At 70.5% G+C, this 17,125-nt stretch carries 16 protein-coding genes and 2 riboswitches; of the genes, 9 read left to right on the top strand and 7 right to left on the bottom strand.

The features are described from left to right. Nucleotides 1–28: 28 nt before the first annotated feature. A riboswitch (cobalamin riboswitch) is annotated at nucleotides 29–227 on the bottom strand. 116 nt (nucleotides 228–343) lie between these two features. Continuing rightward, nucleotides 344–1,063 carry a flavodoxin family protein gene (locus ACQKM2_RS23720; protein ID WP_427712860.1) on the top strand — a complete coding sequence of 240 codons (720 nt, stop codon included), beginning with the start codon at nucleotides 344–346 and terminating at the stop codon, nucleotides 1,061–1,063. 27 nt (nucleotides 1,064–1,090) lie between these two features. Here the strand turns inward: ACQKM2_RS23720 and ACQKM2_RS23715 are convergent, their stop codons facing one another. From ACQKM2_RS23715 to gcvT, 7 genes are all read right to left on the bottom strand, one after another. Continuing rightward, a complete protein-coding gene (locus tag ACQKM2_RS23715; RefSeq protein ID WP_427712858.1) occupies nucleotides 1,091–1,603 on the bottom strand; it encodes an AMIN-like domain-containing (lipo)protein in 513 nt (170 codons plus the stop codon). Between the two features lie 93 nt (nucleotides 1,604–1,696). Then, entirely contained in the window at nucleotides 1,697–2,107 is a 411-nt protein-coding gene (locus ACQKM2_RS23710) for an SsgA family sporulation/cell division regulator (protein ID WP_427712856.1), read from the bottom strand. A gap of 217 nt (nucleotides 2,108–2,324) precedes the next feature. Continuing rightward, nucleotides 2,325–2,639 carry a hypothetical protein gene (locus tag ACQKM2_RS23705; RefSeq protein WP_362459429.1) on the bottom strand — a complete coding sequence of 105 codons (315 nt, stop codon included), beginning with the start codon at nucleotides 2,637–2,639 and terminating at the stop codon, nucleotides 2,325–2,327. 189 nt (nucleotides 2,640–2,828) lie between these two features. Beyond that, complete coding sequence (locus ACQKM2_RS23700) at nucleotides 2,829–4,211, bottom strand: L-serine ammonia-lyase (RefSeq protein ID WP_427712853.1); 1,383 nt, start codon at nucleotides 4,209–4,211, stop codon at nucleotides 2,829–2,831. 230 nt (nucleotides 4,212–4,441) lie between these two features. Further along, complete coding sequence (gene glyA / locus ACQKM2_RS23695; RefSeq protein ID WP_007266694.1) at nucleotides 4,442–5,698, bottom strand: serine hydroxymethyltransferase; 1,257 nt, start codon at nucleotides 5,696–5,698, stop codon at nucleotides 4,442–4,444. Nucleotides 5,699–5,715: 17 nt separating this feature from the next. Further along, nucleotides 5,716–6,099, bottom strand: coding sequence for a glycine cleavage system protein GcvH (gene gcvH, locus ACQKM2_RS23690; RefSeq protein ID WP_007266695.1), 384 nt, complete (start codon nucleotides 6,097–6,099; stop codon nucleotides 5,716–5,718). Between the two features lie 79 nt (nucleotides 6,100–6,178). Beyond that, nucleotides 6,179–7,294, bottom strand: a complete 1,116-nt coding sequence (gene gcvT, locus ACQKM2_RS23685) for a glycine cleavage system aminomethyltransferase GcvT (protein WP_427712850.1) — start codon at nucleotides 7,292–7,294, stop codon at nucleotides 6,179–6,181. 180 nt (nucleotides 7,295–7,474) lie between these two features. Further along, a riboswitch (glycine riboswitch) is annotated at nucleotides 7,475–7,578 on the bottom strand. A gap of 220 nt (nucleotides 7,579–7,798) precedes the next feature. Between gcvT and ACQKM2_RS23680 the strand changes: the two genes are divergently transcribed. The 8 genes from ACQKM2_RS23680 (at nucleotide 7,799) to ACQKM2_RS23645 (ending at nucleotide 16,870) form a co-directional block, all read left to right on the top strand. After that, nucleotides 7,799–8,461: an AAA family ATPase gene (locus ACQKM2_RS23680; RefSeq protein WP_427713045.1), complete on the top strand. Its 663-nt coding sequence runs from the start codon at nucleotides 7,799–7,801 to the stop codon at nucleotides 8,459–8,461. Nucleotides 8,462–8,593: 132 nt separating this feature from the next. Beyond that, entirely contained in the window at nucleotides 8,594–9,334 is a 741-nt protein-coding gene (locus ACQKM2_RS23675; RefSeq protein WP_427712848.1) for an enhanced serine sensitivity protein SseB, read from the top strand. Nucleotides 9,335–9,396: 62 nt separating this feature from the next. After that, nucleotides 9,397–10,137 (top strand): enhanced serine sensitivity protein SseB C-terminal domain-containing protein, encoded by a 741-nt coding sequence (locus ACQKM2_RS23670; protein WP_042801841.1) that lies wholly within the window; start codon nucleotides 9,397–9,399, stop codon nucleotides 10,135–10,137. Between the two features lie 631 nt (nucleotides 10,138–10,768). Then, nucleotides 10,769–11,761 (top strand): ABC transporter permease, encoded by a 993-nt coding sequence (locus ACQKM2_RS23665; protein WP_427712846.1) that lies wholly within the window; start codon nucleotides 10,769–10,771, stop codon nucleotides 11,759–11,761. A gap of 94 nt (nucleotides 11,762–11,855) precedes the next feature. After that, nucleotides 11,856–13,565, top strand: a complete 1,710-nt coding sequence (locus tag ACQKM2_RS23660) for an ABC transporter substrate-binding protein (protein WP_427713044.1) — start codon at nucleotides 11,856–11,858, stop codon at nucleotides 13,563–13,565. A 166-nt stretch (nucleotides 13,566–13,731) separates the two neighbouring features. Further along, nucleotides 13,732–14,733 (top strand): ABC transporter permease, encoded by a 1,002-nt coding sequence (locus ACQKM2_RS23655; RefSeq protein WP_427712844.1) that lies wholly within the window; start codon nucleotides 13,732–13,734, stop codon nucleotides 14,731–14,733. 29 nt (nucleotides 14,734–14,762) lie between these two features. After that, nucleotides 14,763–15,824, top strand: a complete 1,062-nt coding sequence (locus tag ACQKM2_RS23650) for an ABC transporter ATP-binding protein (protein WP_427713041.1) — start codon at nucleotides 14,763–14,765, stop codon at nucleotides 15,822–15,824. A 5-nt stretch (nucleotides 15,825–15,829) separates the two neighbouring features. Then, nucleotides 15,830–16,870: an ABC transporter ATP-binding protein gene (locus ACQKM2_RS23645; RefSeq protein ID WP_427712841.1), complete on the top strand. Its 1,041-nt coding sequence runs from the start codon at nucleotides 15,830–15,832 to the stop codon at nucleotides 16,868–16,870. Nucleotides 16,871–17,125: the final 255 nt, after the last annotated feature.

Below are 17,125 nucleotides of genomic sequence, written 5' to 3'. Positions count from 1 at the left end.
GGTTGGGAGACCTCTCCAGCACCTCGTGGATGGACGACGCGCCCCGGCCGGTCTCCTGGCTCACGGGTACTGATGCCCTGGCTCCGCCTTCCCGGGACCGTGCGGTCTCCCGCGCGGGCCCAGTGGCTTCCCGCGGTGGAGAGTGGAGCCGGACTTCCCGATCACAGTGGCGAGGGCCGCACCGGTTTCCCACCGGTTTCCCGAACACCAAGGCCAGACGACCCTAGTCGCCCGCACGGACCGTCACAAGCCGGACCGATCCGGCCACCCGGCCGCCCCCCGGCGCACCCGTACGGGCCAGGCCCGCTGGCCGGGCCGCCGGGCGCCCGGCACGGTGGAGGGCATGGCCGCCGACGACAGCCCCCGGTACGAGGACCTCTCCGCCGTCTACGTGAACTGCACCCTCAAACGCTCTCCCGAGACCAGCAACACCGAGGGCCTGATCGCGCGGAGCCGGGCCGTCATGGAATCGGCCGGCGCGCGCACCTCGCTGATCCGCGCGGTCGACCACGACATCGCCACCGGCGTCTGGCCGGACATGACCGACCACGGCTGGGAGAGCGACCAGTGGCCGGTCCTGTACAGCCAGATCATGGACGCCGACATCCTGGTGCTGTGCGGCCCCATCTGGCTCGGCGACAACAGCTCCGTCATGAAGCAGGTCATCGAGCGGCTCTACGCCTGCTCCTCCCTGCTGAACGAGCAGGGGCAGTACGCCTACTACGGGCGCGTCGGCGGAGCGCTGATCACGGGGAACGAGGACGGCGTCAAGCACTGCGCCATGAACGTCCTCTACAGCCTCCAGCACCTCGGCTACGCGATCCCGCCCCAGGCCGACGCGGGCTGGATCGGCGAGGCCGGCCCCGGCCCCTCCTACCTGGACCCGGGCTCGGGCGGCCCGGAGAACGACTTCACCAACCGGAACACCACGTTCATGTCGTGGAACCTGATGCACCTGGCGGCGCTCCTCAAGCGCGCCGGAGGCGTGCCGGCCCACGGCAACCAGCGTTCCCTGTGGGACGCCGGCTGCCGTTTCGACTTCCCCAACCCCGAACACCGCTAGCCGGGCGGCTCCGGGGCCGTCAGCGGGTCAGCAGGTGTTGGGGTGCGGGAAGTCCAGTACGAGCCGCTCGGGCGAGTGCAGGACGGAGGTGTTCCAGGTCGGCTTGGTGTCGAAGGCGGCGCCGAAGGTCACGTACCCCTCGTAGTCGCCGGTCATGGCCATGCCCTTGAGCTTGCTGAGGTAGATCTTCTGGAGCCTGGGCCCCTGGTAGACGTTCTGCCCGGCGTCGTTGTGCCCTGCGGCCGGGTGCAGGCGGATCTCCAGGAAGTACTTCCCGGCCAGCGGCACGGGCTGTCCCGAGCCGTCGTAGACGAGCTCCGACACGGGAGTGACGGTGACCGGGGGCACGTAGCCCTGGAGGTCGATGACGAACCGGTCGTACGTGCAGTGCCCGCCCCAGCGGGCATTGACGACGAGCGGCGTCTGGGTGCGGGTGGTCGTGGTGGCTGCGGAGGCCGGCGACGCGGAGAGCGCGATCCCGGCGGTGAGCAGGGCACCCGTGGCGAGGGCCACGATCCGGCGGCGGTGCGGGTGACGCATGATGTCTCCCCGGTTCCGTGAGACGGGGACTTGCCTGTCATCTCATAAGACAGCGCCGGGCCGCGACCGGTTCCACGGGAGGTGCCCGCCGCGTCAGAAGGTCAGCAGCGCGCTCAGCTGGGCGTCCAGGTCGTAGTGGCGGTGTTCCTGCCCGCGCGGCACCAGCTCGGTCATCCGCCGGCACAGCTCGCGCACGTCCTTGGCGCGGGCGGAGACCACGCAGCTCTGCTCGCCGTTGCTGAAGCCGAGCAGGACGCGCGGCTCCGAGCCGCTCCACCGCGGCCACACCTGTATGTCGCCCTCGCCGGTGGCGGTGTTCTGCCCGTCGAGCAGCAGCTCCCGCGAGAACACCCAGCGGGCGAGGTGCGTGCCGGCGCCCCGGAAGTCCACGGCCACCTCGTACGGGCGGTCCGTGCGGTAGACGAACCGGCCGGTCAGTGGCACGGACAGGGGGGCGGCTTCCAGCCGCAGCGGCAGGAGTCTCTGTTCGGTGATGGTGGCCATCGGCGGCTGCCTCTCGTCGCGCGTGGGTGCTTCCCGCGCCCCTCCCGGCACGCTATCCCCGGCACGGGGGAGCGGCGCGGGGCCGAAGGTCCCGAGCCGCCGGGCCGCAGGGCCTCTTTTCGGCCACCGCGAGCGGAGCGCGGGCACGCGAAGGGCCCGCCCTCCGGGGGGAGGGCGGGCCCGGTGGCACGCTGCGGCGGGGCCGCGCGGCCGGCCGCTACGGGACCGGGTTGTAGATCAGCGAGTCGTGGTTGTTGGACTGGCCGATCGCGGTGAAGCCGGAGCCGTTGGCCTGGGCGCCGTTGTTCTGGTTCGACGCCCCGAAGCCCGACGCGACCTGCTGCGCGGTGGAGGAGTTGCCGAGGTTGCTGCCGCCCACTCCGCTGCCCAGGATCCCGGCGAGGGCGGCGTTCGAGGCGGTGCCGGCGGCGCCGGCCCCGTTGTCCGCCTGGGCCGTGCCCGTGAAGAGCGCGGCGGCGAGGGGGAGCGATGCGAGCGCCGCCATCACGCGGATGCTGCGGATGCCTGCCATGGTGAAGCCTCCAGTACGCAAAAAAGCAAGGGGGGTGGCGGTTGGCCTACCGCCCGGGGGTGTCGCGACGTCGCGTGACCAGACTGGCCTACGTGATCATCGAGAAACCAGCCCGGACCGGCTTCTTCCCTCGCAAGCGTGATCAACTCGGTCCAAACCTCGAACCGGAGATCATTTGCGCACTTCGGATCAGCACTCGATGACGTTGACCGCGAGGCCGCCGCGCGCCGTCTCCTTGTACTTGATCTTCATGTCGGCGCCGGTCTCCTTCATGGTCTTGATGACCTTGTCGAGGGAGACCTTGTGGCTGCCGTCCCCGCGCATCGCCATCTTCGCGGCGGTGACGGCCTTGACGGCCGCCATGCCGTTGCGCTCGATGCAGGGGATCTGGACGAGCCCGCCGACCGGGTCGCAGGTCAGGCCGAGGTTGTGCTCCATGCCGATCTCGGCGGCGTTCTCCACCTGCTCCGGGGTGCCGCCCAGCACCTCCGCGAGGGCGCCGGCCGCCATCGAGCAGGCCGAGCCCACCTCGCCCTGGCAGCCGACCTCGGCGCCGGAGATCGAGGCGTTCTCCTTGAAGAGCATGCCGATCGCGCCCGCGGCCAGCAGGAAGCGGACCACGCCGTCCTCGTCCGCGCCGGGCACGAAGTTCACGTAGTAGTGCAGGACCGCCGGCAGGACGCCCGCCGCGCCGTTCGTGGGCGCGGTGACGACGCGGCCGCCCGCGGCGTTCTCCTCGTTGACGGCCATCGCGTAGATCGTCGTCCACTCGCTGCGGTGCATCATCGGGTCGCCCTCGGTGCGCAGCTGGCGCGCCGTGGACGCGGCGCGGCGCTTGACGCGCAGGCCGCCCGGGAGGATGCCCTCGCGGGACATGCCGCGCGAGACGCAGGACTGCATGACGCGCCAGATCTCCAGGAGGCCCTCGCGGATCTCCTCCTCGGTGCGCCAGGCCTTCTCGTTCTCCAGCATCAGGGAGGAGATCGACAGGCCCGTCTCGTTGGCCAGGCGCAGCATCTCGTCACCGGAGCGGAAGGGGTACTTCAGCACGGTGTCGTCGAGCTTGATCCGGTCCTCGCCGACCGCGTCCTCGTCCACGACGAAGCCGCCGCCGACCGAGTAGTACGTCTTCTCCAGCAGCGGCGCGCCCGAGGCGTCGTACGCGAAGAGGGTCATGCCGTTCGCGTGGTAGGGCAGCGAGCGGCGGCGGTGCAGGATCAGCTGGGACGGCTCGTCGAAGTCGATCTCGTGGGCACCGCCTATTTCCGCACCCAGCAGCCGCAGCTTGCCGCTCTTGCGGATGCGCTCCACCTCGTCGTCGGCGGTCTCGACGTTCACCGTGCGGGGGGAGTGGCCCTCCAGGCCCAGCAGGACCGCCTTGGGCGTGCCGTGGCCGTGGCCGGTCGCGCCGAGGGAGCCGAAGAGCTCCGCCCGCACGGCGGCGGTCTGGGCGAGGACGCCGTCCTTCTTCAGCCGCGTCACGAACATGCGCGCCGCACGCATCGGGCCGACCGTGTGGGAGGAGGACGGGCCGATGCCGATGGAGAAGAGGTCGAAGACGGAGATGGCCACTGGCGGACTCCCTTGTCTGCTCGTGGGGTGGAGAGGGGGCAGGGGTGTGGTGATCAAGACGGGGGGATCTGCGGATTTTGTCCGGCAGACGAGCGTAACGCGTGGAGATGAACGGTTCGCCTCACGGACGGGGCCGTCAGACGTGAGCCGGATCGCGTTCCGGTGCCGGATTCCGGCCACGAAAAGGGCCCGGCCTTGTGGAGAACAAGGCCGGGCCCCCGAAACCGTGCCTAGAGCGACGGGTACAGCGGGAACTTCGCGGCCAGGGCCGAGACGCGCGCCTTGAGGTCGGCGGCGTCGTAGCTCGGCTTCAGCGCCTGCGCGATGATCTCGGCGACCTCGGTGAAGGCCTCGGCGTCGAAACCGCGGGTCGCGAGGGCCGGCGTGCCGATCCGCAGGCCCGAGGTGACCATCGGCGGCCGCGGGTCGTTCGGGATGGCGTTGCGGTTGACCGTGATGCCGACCTCGTGGAGGCGGTCCTCGGCCTGCTGGCCGTCCAGCTCCGAGTTGCGCAGGTCGACCAGGACCAGGTGCACGTCGGTGCCGCCGGTGAGGACGTCCACGCCCACGGCCTTGACGTCGTCCTGGACCAGGCGGGCGGCGAGGATCTTCGCGCCCTCCAGGGTCCGCTCCTGGCGCTCCTTGAACTCCGGCGAGGCCGCGACCTTGAAGGAGACGGCCTTGGCCGCGATCACGTGCTCCAGGGGACCGCCCTGCTGGCCCGGGAAGACCGCGGAGTTGATCTTCTTGGCCAGCTCCTGAGTCGACAGGATGACGCCGCCGCGCGGACCGCCGAGGGTCTTGTGCGTGGTGGTCGTGACGACGTGGGCGTGCGGCACCGGGTTCGGGTGCAGACCCGCGGCGACCAGGCCGGCGAAGTGCGCCATGTCGACCATCAGGTACGCGCCGACCTCGTCCGCGATCCGGCGGAACGCGGCGAAGTCCAGCTGGCGCGGGTACGCGGACCAGCCGGCGACGATCAGCTGCGGCTTGGACTCCTTGGCGAGGCGCTCGACCTCGGCCATGTCGACCTGGCCGTCCTCGCCGACGTGGTACGGGACCACGTTGTAGAGCTTGCCGGAGAAGTTGATCTTCATGCCGTGGGTCAGGTGACCGCCGTGGGCCAGGTTCAGGCCCATGATCGTGTCGCCCGGCTTCAGCAGCGCGAACATCGCGGCGGCGTTGGCCTGCGCACCCGAGTGCGGCTGGACGTTCGCGGCCTCGGCGCCGAACAGCGCCTTGATGCGGTCGATCGCGATCTGCTCGACCACGTCGACGTGCTCGCAGCCGCCGTAGTAGCGGCGGCCCGGGTAACCCTCGGCGTACTTGTTGGTCAGGACCGAGCCCTGGGCCTCCATGACGGCGACCGGAGCGAAGTTCTCCGACGCGATCATTTCCAGGGTCGACTGCTGGCGCACGAGCTCCGCGTCGACGGCGGCGGCGACGTCGGGGTCGAGCTCGTGGAGGGGGGTGTTCAGAACGGACATTCAGGGCCCCTGGGGTGTCAGTTGTCGGAGTGGGTGAGCGCGGCGTACTCGTCGGCGGAGAGCGCGTCCTTCGGCTCCTCCGACAGGCGCACCTTGAACAGCCAGCCACCCTCGAACGGGGCGGAGTTCACCAGCGACGGGTCGTCCACGACGTCCTGGTTGAACTCGGTGATCTCACCGGAGACGGGGGAGTACAGGTCGCTGACCGACTTGGTCGACTCCAGCTCGCCACAGGTCTCGCCCTCGGTGACGGTCTCGCCGACCTCGGGGAGCTGGGCGTAGACGACGTCACCGAGCGCGTTGGCCGCGAACTCCGTGATGCCGACCGTCGCGACGCCGTCCTCGACGGCCGACAGCCACTCGTGCTCCTTGGTGTAACGCAGCTGCTGGGGGTTGCTCATGACCTGATTCTCCTGGATGCGGGGAGGTGGATACGAACGGTGGTCTTGCGTGCTGAGACGGGGGGACCCGGTACGAGGGTTACTTCTGCCGCTTGTAGAAGGGCAGGGCCACGACCTCGTACGGCTCATGCGTACCGCGAATGTCGACGCCGACGCCGGAGGTGCCGGGCGCGGCGTGCTCCGCGTCGACGTACGCCATCGCGATCGGCTTGCCCAGCGTCGGGGAGGGGGCGCCGGAGGTCACCTCGCCGATGACCTCGCCGCCCGCGACCACGGGGAAGCCGGCGCGCGGGACGCGGCGGCCCGCCGCGACCAGGCCGACCAGCTTGCGCGGCGGCTTGGTGGCGGCGACCTCGGCGGCGGCCTCCAGGGCGGCACGGCCGACGAAGTCGCCCTCCTTCTCGAACTTCACGACCCGGCCCAGCCCGGCGTCGAAGGGGGTCAGCGCGGTGGTCAGCTCGTGCCCGTACAGCGGCATGCCCGCCTCCAGGCGCAGCGTGTCGCGGCAGGACAGGCCGGCCGGCACCAGACCGGCGTCCTCGCCCGCCTCGGTCAGCGCCTGCCACAGCGCCACGGCGTGCTCGGGGGAGACGAACAGCTCGAAGCCGTCCTCGCCCGTGTAGCCGGTACGGGCGATCAGCGCGGGCACGCCCGCGACGGTGCCCGGCAGGCCGGCGTAGTACTTCAGGCCGTCCAGGTCGGCGTCCGTGAGGGACTTCAGGATGCCGGGGGACTCCGGGCCCTGGACGGCGATCAGCGCGTACGCGTCACGGTCGTCGCGGACCTCGGTGTCGAAGCCGGCGGCGCGCTCGGTGAGGGCGTCCAGCACGACCTGGGCGTTGGAGGCGTTGGCGACGACCATGTACTCGGTCTCGCCGAGGCGGTAGACGATCAGGTCGTCGAGGATCCCGCCGTCCTCCTGGCAGATGTGCGTGTAGCGGGCGCGGCCGACGCCGACGGTGGAGATGTTCCCGACGAGCGCGTAGTCCAGCGCCTTCACGGCCTCCGGGCCGGTCAGGGTGATCTCGCCCATGTGGGACAGGTCGAACAGGCCGGCCTTGGTGCGCACGGCGTTGTGCTCGTCGCGCTCACTGGCGTAGCGCAGCGGCATGTCCCAGCCCGCGAAGTCGGTCATGGTCGCACCGAGCGATCGGTGCAGCGCGTCGAGCGCGGTCAGGCGGGGGGCAGTGCTCATGGGTGTGGCTCCCGGGTCCCAGGGCATGACATGACGAGGAGGATCCTCCCCATCTGTCATCGGAACCTGAGAGGTTCGCCGAGAGTTCCCGGAGGGGGAACGCCGACTTGCACCTTGGGTGGAGCACGCGCCGGGCGGCCGTCGGGGACGGACGCGGCGGGGCTCGCTTTTCAGATCTGCCTCATCCACGCGGTACGGGGCCTGAGAGATTCAAGGGAGGTACTTGCTCCTTCGGCGCCCGGGCACGGCCTCGCGGCCTGCCGGGACTCTCCCGCGCGGATTCAAGCGGCCGGTATGCAGTTTGGTGTCCAGATGGCGCACATCATTGCACGGGACGGGCGCGGGAGGGCAGTGGGGCCCGAAAGAACGTGCGGTCCGGACGGGGCCGGCGAGTGACCGGGCCGTCCGCGCTGTGGAACGCCCGGCCGCAACCGGGGCCGTCGGATTACCGTCTCTTTACACAGGGCGGGCAGGGGGCCCTCGCGGCCCGATTCGGGGGAGACGATCACTGTGCGGAGACTCGGAGTGGCGACGACTACAGGCGCGGTCGGGGCGGCCACGGCGCGGCGGAACACCGCCCGGCCCGTGGCCGCCGCCGACGGCACCGTCCGCGACCTGCGCGGACGCCCCGCGCGGCCGCACCGGCTGAGCTACGCCGCCGGGGACATCGTGGTGGTGTCCGGGCTGCCCGGCGGAGGCAAGAGCACCCTGATCAAGCGGGCCGCCGAAGCCGCCATCGACTCGCAGGACACCCGCGAGCGCTGGGAGCGCCGGATGCCGTCCGGCCTGCCGTACGCGGTGTACCGGCCGCTGGTCCGCGCCGCGCACTACGGGGGGCTGTGGCGCGAGCTGCGCTCCGGCGCCTCTGTGGTGGTCCACGACTGCGGCACCCAGCCGTGGGTGCGGGGCCTGCTGGCCGCCGTCGCCCGGAGGCGGGGGCGGGGGCTGCACCTGCTGCTGCTGGACACCACCCCCGAGGAGGCGCTGTCCGGGCAGGCGGTCCGGGGGCGGCGGGTGTCGGCGTACGCCTTCGCGCGGCACCGGGGGGCGGTGTCCCGCCTCCTGCGCTCCGCGGAAGCGGGCCGCACCCCGCGCGGCTGCGCCTCGGTCACCCTCCTGGACCGCCGCTCGGCTGCCGCCGTCACCCGGATCACGTTCGGCCCCTGACGCCCCTGCCGTGCCGGGCGGGGCGGTGTGCCGCGCAGCGGTACCCCGCGCACCGGACCGGGGGTCCACGGCGTGCCCCGGCCCCGATAGCCTCGGGGCCACACAGGGCGGAACCACACGGAGGCACGGCAGATGCAGGCGCAAGGCAACGGCTGGCCGGCGAACGAGTTGGAGCAGGTGCTCGGGGCGGCGCTCGGCCAGGCGGACGCCGGCCCGCGGATCATCGACGCGCTCGGCCGCAGCCGGCTCTGGGTGCCGCTCCCCAACGGCGGCGGCCCCGACAGCGCCTCCCTCGACCTCCCCACGATGCTGATCGACGGCGCCGCGTACGTCCCCGTCTACAGCTCGGAGGCCCAGTTCCGCATCGCCGCCGGCCCCGCCATGGACTTCGCGGTCGCCCCCGCCGTCGAGTTCGCCCGCGGCCTGCCCCCGCAGCTCGGCATCGCCGTGAACCCCGAGGGCGCCGCCGGGGTCCCGCTCCCCCCGGCCGCCGTCGCGGAGCTGTGCCGCGCCGGCCGCACCGAGCTCGACGGCCCGGCCGCCGGCGCCCGCGTCCGGCTCTTCGAGCCCGACTGGCAGGACGACCCGGTCGACTTCCTCGCCGCCGCGGCCGAGGAGTTCCGGGCCACCGGAGTCGTGGCGGCCGCCCACCGCTGCCTCGCCAGCGTCGAGGGCGGCGACCCCCAGCTCTACATCGGTGTCCGCCTGCTGGGATGGGATCCCGAACTGCGCGCCGCCCCGCTGGAGGCGCTCGGCCGCGCCCTGGGCCGCGTACCGGCGCCCTGGCCGGTGCAGTTGATCCTGCTGGACGCAGCCGAGGACCCGGTCACGGAGTGGATTCGTGAGCGCGTACGCCCCTTCTACCTCCCGTAGCGCCGCTTAAGCTGGTCGGGACGTGTGGACGACGGGCGGACGAAGACGAAGAGGGGTACCGGGTGAGTGCGTCAGGCACGGCCGCGGCCGGGCAGGTCGAGCACATGCTGCGCCAGGTGACTCCCGGGCGCTATGAGAGTTATGAGTCATTCCTGCACGCCCTCGCCGAGGGCAGGCTGTGGATGCTCCTGTGGCAGGGGCAGCCGGGTTCACCGGACGCCCAGTACGGCGGCATGGAGGTCGAGGGACTGGGCTACGCCCCCTGCGTGACCTCCCCGCAGGAGCTGGCCGCGAGCGGCTGGAACCGCGGCTACGAGGTGGTCACGGGCCGGGACATCGCCCGCGCCCTCTACCCGGACCGCTGGGGATTGTGGGTCAACCCGCACGCCCAGGGCGGCGGCCTCGGCATTCCCTGGGCCGACCTGCGCCGGGTCGCCACCGGCCTGGACCGGATGCCGGCGGGGCCGCTGCGGCTGTCCGAGCCGTCCCTGGAGCTCCCGCAGTTCTACGGGCTGCTGACCCAGCACGCGCACCGCACACCGGCCGTGAGGTCGCTGCGCCGCGCCTGGGTGCAGCCCTCGCTGGGATCCGCGTACCTCGCGGTGGGGCTCGACCTGTACGACGCCTCGCCGCCCGCGCTGGAATCCGTACGCGAGATGATGCGCCAGTCGGTCGGCGCCGTGCCCGAGGGGGTCCCGGTGTGCACGGTCGCGCTCGCGGACGAGCACGACCCGGTGGCGATGTGGCTGCGCGCGCAGACCAGGCCGTTCTACGACCGCGAGGGGCAGGCAGCCGCCTACTGAGCCCCCGCGGGCGCTCCGGGGACGCGTTCCCCGAGCTTCCTACAGGGATTCCCGGGGTGCGTTCGCACTCTGGGACGACCCCCTCCGACGGACACCAGGCCGCCGGGAACCACGGTTCCCGGCGGCCTTCGTCTTGTCCGGATATCGCCCCAGGTGAGCGCCCAATTGGCGCACTAGTCCCCGGAGTTGACCGTGATGTCCGTTTGCGTACCGAACGGACGGTCTTGCTCCGCTGAGCCGTGAGCGGAGTCCGGATAACGGGAACACGGGCCTCAGATCACGGTTGCGCATCCATTCATCTGCGGGTCTGGCGGCTGGTCGAGCGCCCGATGAAGACTCCCCACCCAAGAGCCGGTCAGTCCTCCAGGGCGCGGCTCGGCACGTGGACCTCGCCGCTCGTCCCGACGCGGCGCTTCCGCACTTCCCGCACCTCAGCTGCACCGCACCGCACGCACCGCACGCACCGCACCCTGCTCCACCCACAGCACGGCCGCACTGCCAGCACTGCCAGCACCTCGCACCTCGTACGCGTTCACGTGCCCCGAGCACTGGAGCGCCACTCCGCACCAACGCCGCCACAGCGGCGGGCATGGGCCGACCCACCCGTCGGCCGAGAGGGGTCCCCACCACGATGACGGCACCACTGCACGACACGAGCGCGGAAACACCCGCACCCGTGTCCGTAGCCGAAGTCCCTGCCAAGGCCATCGAAGGCCGCTCGCCCGGCCGCATCGCCTGGATGCGGCTCAAGCGCGACAAGGTCGCGCTGACCGGCGGCGTGATCGTGATCCTCCTGATCCTGGTGGCGGTCTTCGCGCCGCTGATCGTGAACCTGCTGGGCCACGACCCCAACGAGTTCCACGAGGACATGATCGATCCGGACCTGGGCACGCCGCTCGGCTCGTTCGGCGGCATCAGCTCCGACTTCCTGCTGGGCGTCGAACCGACCAACGGGCGCGACGTGTTCAGCCGGATCGTCTACGGCGCCCGCATCTCGCTGGTCGTCGCCTTCCTGGCGGCCTTCGTCTCGGTCGTCCTCGGCAGCCTCCTGGGCGCCCTCGCCGGCTTCCTCGGCGGCTGGGTGGACGGGATCATCAGCCGCCTGATGGACCTGCTGCTGGCCTTCCCCCAGCTGCTGTTCACCATCGCCCTGGTCTCCGTGGTCCCCAACTCCGTCTGGGGGTTCGAGGGTTCCGGCGTCCGGATGGGCGTGCTCATCCTCGTCATCGGCTTCTTCGGCTGGCCGTACATCGGCCGCATCGTCCGGGGCCAGACGATCTCCCTGCGGGAACGCGAGTACGTCGAGGCCGCGCGCAGCCTCGGAGCCGGGCGGGGCTACATCCTCCTCAAGGAGCTGCTGCCCAACCTGGTCGCGCCGATCCTCGTGTACGCCACGCTGATCATTCCGACCAACATCCTGACCGAAGCGGCCCTCAGCTTCCTGGGCGCCGGCGTCAAGCCGCCCACCGCTTCCTGGGGAAAGATGCTCTCCGACGCCGTCCCCATCTACCAGGACGACCCCATGTACATGGTGGTTCCCGGTATGACGATCTTCATCACCGTCCTGGCGTTCAACCTCTTCGGGGACGGGCTGCGTGACGCACTCGACCCCAAGGGCAGCTGAACCGCTTCTTCGATTCACCACCTATGGAGGTTGGACAACCGTGACCCGCAGAAAGCAGGCCCTCGCGATCGCCGCCGTGATCGCCGCCCTCTCGATGACCGCCGCGTGCGGTGACAACGGGGCCAAGAAGGACGACAAGGCCGACGGTGACAGCGGCAAGGGCTACAGCGGCGCCGCCACCGCCGTGATCAACCCCTCCGACGCCAAGGGCGGCGAGCTCAAGCTCTGGTCCCCGCAGGACGTCGACTACCTCGACCCGGCGCGCGCCTACTACGGCTTCGTCTGGAACATGCAGCGCCTCTACGTCCGCAGCCTGCTGGCCTACGACGCCAAGCCGGGCAAGGACGGCACGAAGGTCGTCCCCGACCTCGCCGAGGCCCTGCCGGTCATCAGCAACGACGGCAAGACCTACACCCTGAAGCTCAAGGACGGGGTGAAGTTCGAGGACGGTACGCCGATCACCTCGAAGGACATCAAGTACGGCGTCGAGCGCGTCTTCGCGCAGGACGTGCTGTCCGGCGGCCCGACCTACCTGATCGACCTCCTGGACCAGGGCCAGAAGTACCCCGGCCCGTACAAGGACACCGACCCGAACAAGATGGGTCTGAAGACCGTAGAGACGCCGGACGACAAGACGATCGTCTTCAACCTGGCGAGCGCCAACTCCGACTTCAGCTACCTGCTGGCCATGCCGTCCTCCTCGCCGGTCCCGGCGGGCAAGGACACGGGTGCCACGTACACCAACAAGCCCGTTTCCACGGGCCCTTACAAGGTCGAGAGCTTCACCGCCGGCAAGGGCGCGACCTTCGTCCGCAACGAGAACTGGGACCCGAAGACGGACCCGATCCGCAAGGGTCTGCCGGACAAGGTCTCCTTCACGGTCACCACCAACCCGGACGACATGGACCAGCGCCTGCTCTCGGGCGACATCGACATGGCCGTCGACGGCACCGGTGTCCAGCAGGCCGCGAAGAACAAGATCCTCAAGGACGAGAAGCTCAAGGCCAACTCGGACAACCCGTTCACGGGCTACATCCGCTACTTCGCCTTCCCGCAGACGGTCGCGCCGTTCGACAACATCGAGTGCCGCAAGGCCGTCATCTACGCGGCCGACCCGAAGTCCCTGCAGACCGCCCGCGGCGGCCCGACCAGCGGTGACCTCGGCGCGAACATGCTGCCGGCCGGTGTCCCCGGCTCCGACAAGGCCTACGACCCCTTCAGCCTGACCAAGGGCAAGCCGCAGACGGCCAAGGCCAAGGAGGCCCTCAAGGCCTGTGGCAAGCCCGACGGCTTCGAGACCGTCATCGCCGTGCGCAACAACCGCGCCCCCGAGGTGAAGACGGCCGAGTCCCTGCAGGCCTCGCTCGCCAAGGTCGGCATCAAGGCGACGATCGACCAGTTCGACGGCAAGCTCTCCTCCTCCACGATCGGTTCGCCCGAGAACGTGAAGAAGAAGGGCTACGGCATCATCGTCATGGGCTGGGGCGCCGACTACAACTCCGGCGCGGGCTTCCTGCAGCCGCTGGTCGACGGATCGTTCATCCTGCCGAACGGCAACAACAACTACACCGAGGTCAACGACACGGAGATCAACGGCCTGTTCGACAAGGCCGCTGCCGCCGCGACCCCGGAGGCCGCTGCTCCGTTCTACACGGAGATCAACAAGAAGGTCATGGACAAGGCGCTCTACCTGCCGATCAACTTCGACAAGGCGCTCGTCTACCACAACCCGCGCCTGACGAACGTCTTCTTCAACGAGTCCTTCGGCAAGATCGACCTCGCCACCGTGGGCATCAAGCAGTAGCAGCAGTCAGCCCGGCCGTCCGCGGCCGGGCACGCAACCGCAACTCAGCACGTTAGTAAGTGCCTTCACCGCACATGCGCTAGTCCGAAGGGCAGGTGAAGGCCGCAGGCGCTGGCCGCCGCCCCCACGAGGGGCGGCGGCCACCAGCCCCGGGCGGCCGACTGCAGTGCTCGTCTACCTCATACGGCGGCTGTTCAACGTCGCCGCCACGCTGCTGGTGGTCTCCGTGGTCACCTTCGGCATCTTCTTCGCGGTCCCGAAGCTGACCGGCAGCGATCCCGCGCTCATGTACGCAGGCCGGGAGACCAACGAGACCGCCCTGGCGGGCATCCGCGTGAAGATGGGCTTCGACAAGCCCATCTCCGAGCAGTACCTGCTCTTCGTCAAGGGCATCTTCGCCGGCCGCGACTACGACGGCGGCACCGAGATCACCCACTGTGCGGCCCCCTGCTTCGGCTACTCCTTCAAGACCGAGGCGCCCGTCTGGGAAACCATGATGGACCGCATCCCGGTCACCCTCTCGCTCGCCCTCGGGGCGGCCGTGATCTGGGTGATCGCCGGTGTGGCCACGGGCGTGATCTCCGCACTCAAACGCCGCACAGCCGTCGACCGCACCGTCATGGTCGGCGCGCTCGCCGGCGTCTCCCTGCCGATCTTCTTCACCGGCATGGTGGCCCCCGCGATCTTCGTCTACAGCCTCGGCTGGCTGGACGTCTCCAACTACCAGCCGATAACAGAGGATCCGCTGGCCTGGCTCAACAGCATGATCCTGCCCTGGATCACCCTGGCCTTCCTCTTCGCCGCGACCTACGCCCGCATCACCCGGGCGACCATGCTTGAGGTCATGGGCGAGGACTACATCCGCACCGCCCGCGCCAAGGGCCTCAAGGAGGGCGTGGTCATCCGCAAGCACGCCCTGCGCTCCACGCTCACCCCGGTCGTCACCATGTTCGGCCTGGACCTCGGCGGCCTCCTCGGCGGCGCGGTGCTCACCGAGACCACCTTCAACTTCCAGGGCCTGGGCACGGCAGCGGTCGCCGCCATCAGCGCCGGCGACCTTCCCGTGATCATGGGCGTCACCCTGCTCGCCGCCCTGTTCGTGGTCCTCGCCAACCTGATCGTGGACCTGCTGTACGCCGTCATCGACCCGCGCGTGAGGCTGACGTGACCAAGAACGATTCCGACCAGCCGGCCTTCGTGCCCGAGCAGGGCGGCGCGTCCGACGCGGCCCCCTTCCTCTCCGTGCGCGACCTCAAGGTCCACTTCCCGACCGACGACGGCCTGGTCAAGTCCGTGGACGGCCTCAGCTTCGACCTGGAGCGCGGCAAGACCCTCGGCATCGTGGGCGAGTCCGGCTCCGGCAAGTCGGTGACCTCGCTGGCCATCATGGGCCTGCACCGCACCGGCAACGCCCGCAGCCGCCCGGACATCTCCGGCCGGGTCGTGCTCGACGGCGAGGACCTGGTCAGCGCCGACGCCGACCACGTGCGCAGGCTCCGCGGCCGCAAGATGGCGATGGTCTTCCAGGACCCGCTGTCCGCGATGCACCCGTACTACTCGGTCGGCAAGCAGATCGTCGAGGCGTACCGGACCCACCACGACGTCGACAAGAAGAAGGCCCGCGCCCGCGCCGTCGAGATGCTCGACCGCGTCGGCATCCCGGAGCCCCACCGGCGCGTGGACGCGTACCCCCACGAGTTCTCCGGCGGCATGCGCCAGCGCGCGATGATCGCGATGGCGCTCGTCAACAACCCCGAACTGCTCATCGCGGACGAGCCGACCACCGCCCTGGACGTCACCGTCCAGGCGCAGATCCTCGACCTGATCCGCGACCTGCAGAAGGAGTTCGGCTCCGCGGTCATCATGATCACGCACGACCTCGGCGTGGTCGCCGAGATGGCCGACGAGATCCTCGTGATGTACGGCGGCCGGTGCGTCGAGCGCGGCACCGCCGAGAAGGTCTTCTACGAGCCCCGCCACCCCTACACCTGGGGACTGCTCGGCTCCATGCCGCGCATCGACCGCGACCAGACCGAGCGGCTGATCCCGGTCAAGGGCTCGCCGCCCAGCCTCATCAACATCCCGAGCGGCTGCGCGTTCAACCCCCGGTGCCCCTACGCCGACGTGCCCAAGGGGGGCATCACCCGCACCCAGCGGCCCGAGCTGACCCAGGACGACAGCCGGCACTGGTCCGCCTGCCACATGTCGCAGGAGGAGCGGACCCGGATCTGGACCGAAGAGATTGCGCCGAAGCTGTGACGGACATGAACAAGGACACCGCCGCCCAGGACTCGGCCGGCGCGACGGCCGTCACCGAGGCGGAACCGCTGCTGAAGGTCACCGGCCTGGTCAAGCACTTCCCCATCAACAAGGGCCTGCTGCGCCGCCAGACCGCCGCCGTCAAGGCCGTCGACGGGATCGACTTCGACGTCCGGCGGGGTGAGACCCTCGGCGTCGTCGGCGAGTCCGGCTGCGGCAAGTCGACGATGGGCCGCCTCATCACGCGGCTGCTGGAGCCGACCGGCGGCCGCATCGAGTTCGAGGGCAAGGACATCACCCACCTCGGCGTGGCCGGCATGCGCCCGCTGCGCCGCGACGTGCAGATGATCTTCCAGGACCCGTACGGCTCCCTGAACCCGCGCCACACGGTCGGCGCGATCGTCTCGGCCCCCTTCAAGCTCCAGGGCGTCACGCCCGAGGGCGGCGTCAAGAAGGAGGTCCAGCGCCTCCTCTCGCTCGTCGGTTTGAACCCGGAGCACTACAACCGCTACCCGCACGAGTTCTCCGGCGGCCAGCGCCAGCGCATCGGCATCGCCCGCGCCCTGGCCCTGAAGCCGAAGCTGGTCGTCGCGGACGAGCCGGTGTCGGCGCTGGACGTGTCGATCCAGGCGCAGGTGGTGAACCTGCTGGACGACCTCCAGCAGGAGCTCGGCCTGACGTACGTGATCATCGCGCACGACCTGTCGGTCATCCGGCACGTCTCGGACCGCATCGCGGTGATGTACCTCGGCAAGATCGTGGAGCTGGCGGACCGCAAGTCGCTCTACGAGTCCCCGATGCACCCGTACACGAACGCCCTGCTCTCCGCGGTCCCCGTCCCGGACCCGAGGCGGCGCGGGGCGAAGAGCGGCCGCATCCTGCTCAAGGGCGACGTCCCCTCGCCGATCTCCCCGCCGGCCGGCTGCCGCTTCCACACGCGGTGCTGGAAGGCGACGGAGGTCTGCGCGAAGCAGGATCCGCCGCTGCTGACGATCAAGCCGGGCCACCAGACGGCCTGCCACCACCCGGAGAACGCCCCTTCTTAATGCGCCGCTCGCGCGGCTCGGCCCTAGGGGGCCTCACCGGCTTCGCGCCGCTGCGCCGGACTCCGTCCGTCGGGTGTGGGGCGGGGCCGGCTTGGGTGGCTGGTGCCGGTGGGTCTCTGTGGGTGGGTGGGCCGCTGCGCGGTGCGGTCCCCTACCTACCCTTCCACCGTTCCCAGGGGCGCTGCCCCTGACCCCGTACGGGCGCTGCGCGCCCGTCGCCTCAAACGCCGGCGGGGCTATGTATAGCCTCGCCGG

Origin of the sequence: Streptomyces sp. NPDC004126 (genome assembly GCF_050275515.1) — a bacterium.
In the GTDB taxonomy this organism is placed as follows: Bacteria; Actinomycetota; Actinomycetes; order Streptomycetales; family Streptomycetaceae; genus Streptomyces.
The sequence above is the reverse complement of the archived record's forward strand: the minus strand, read 5'-3'. Positions and strand labels throughout refer to the sequence as shown.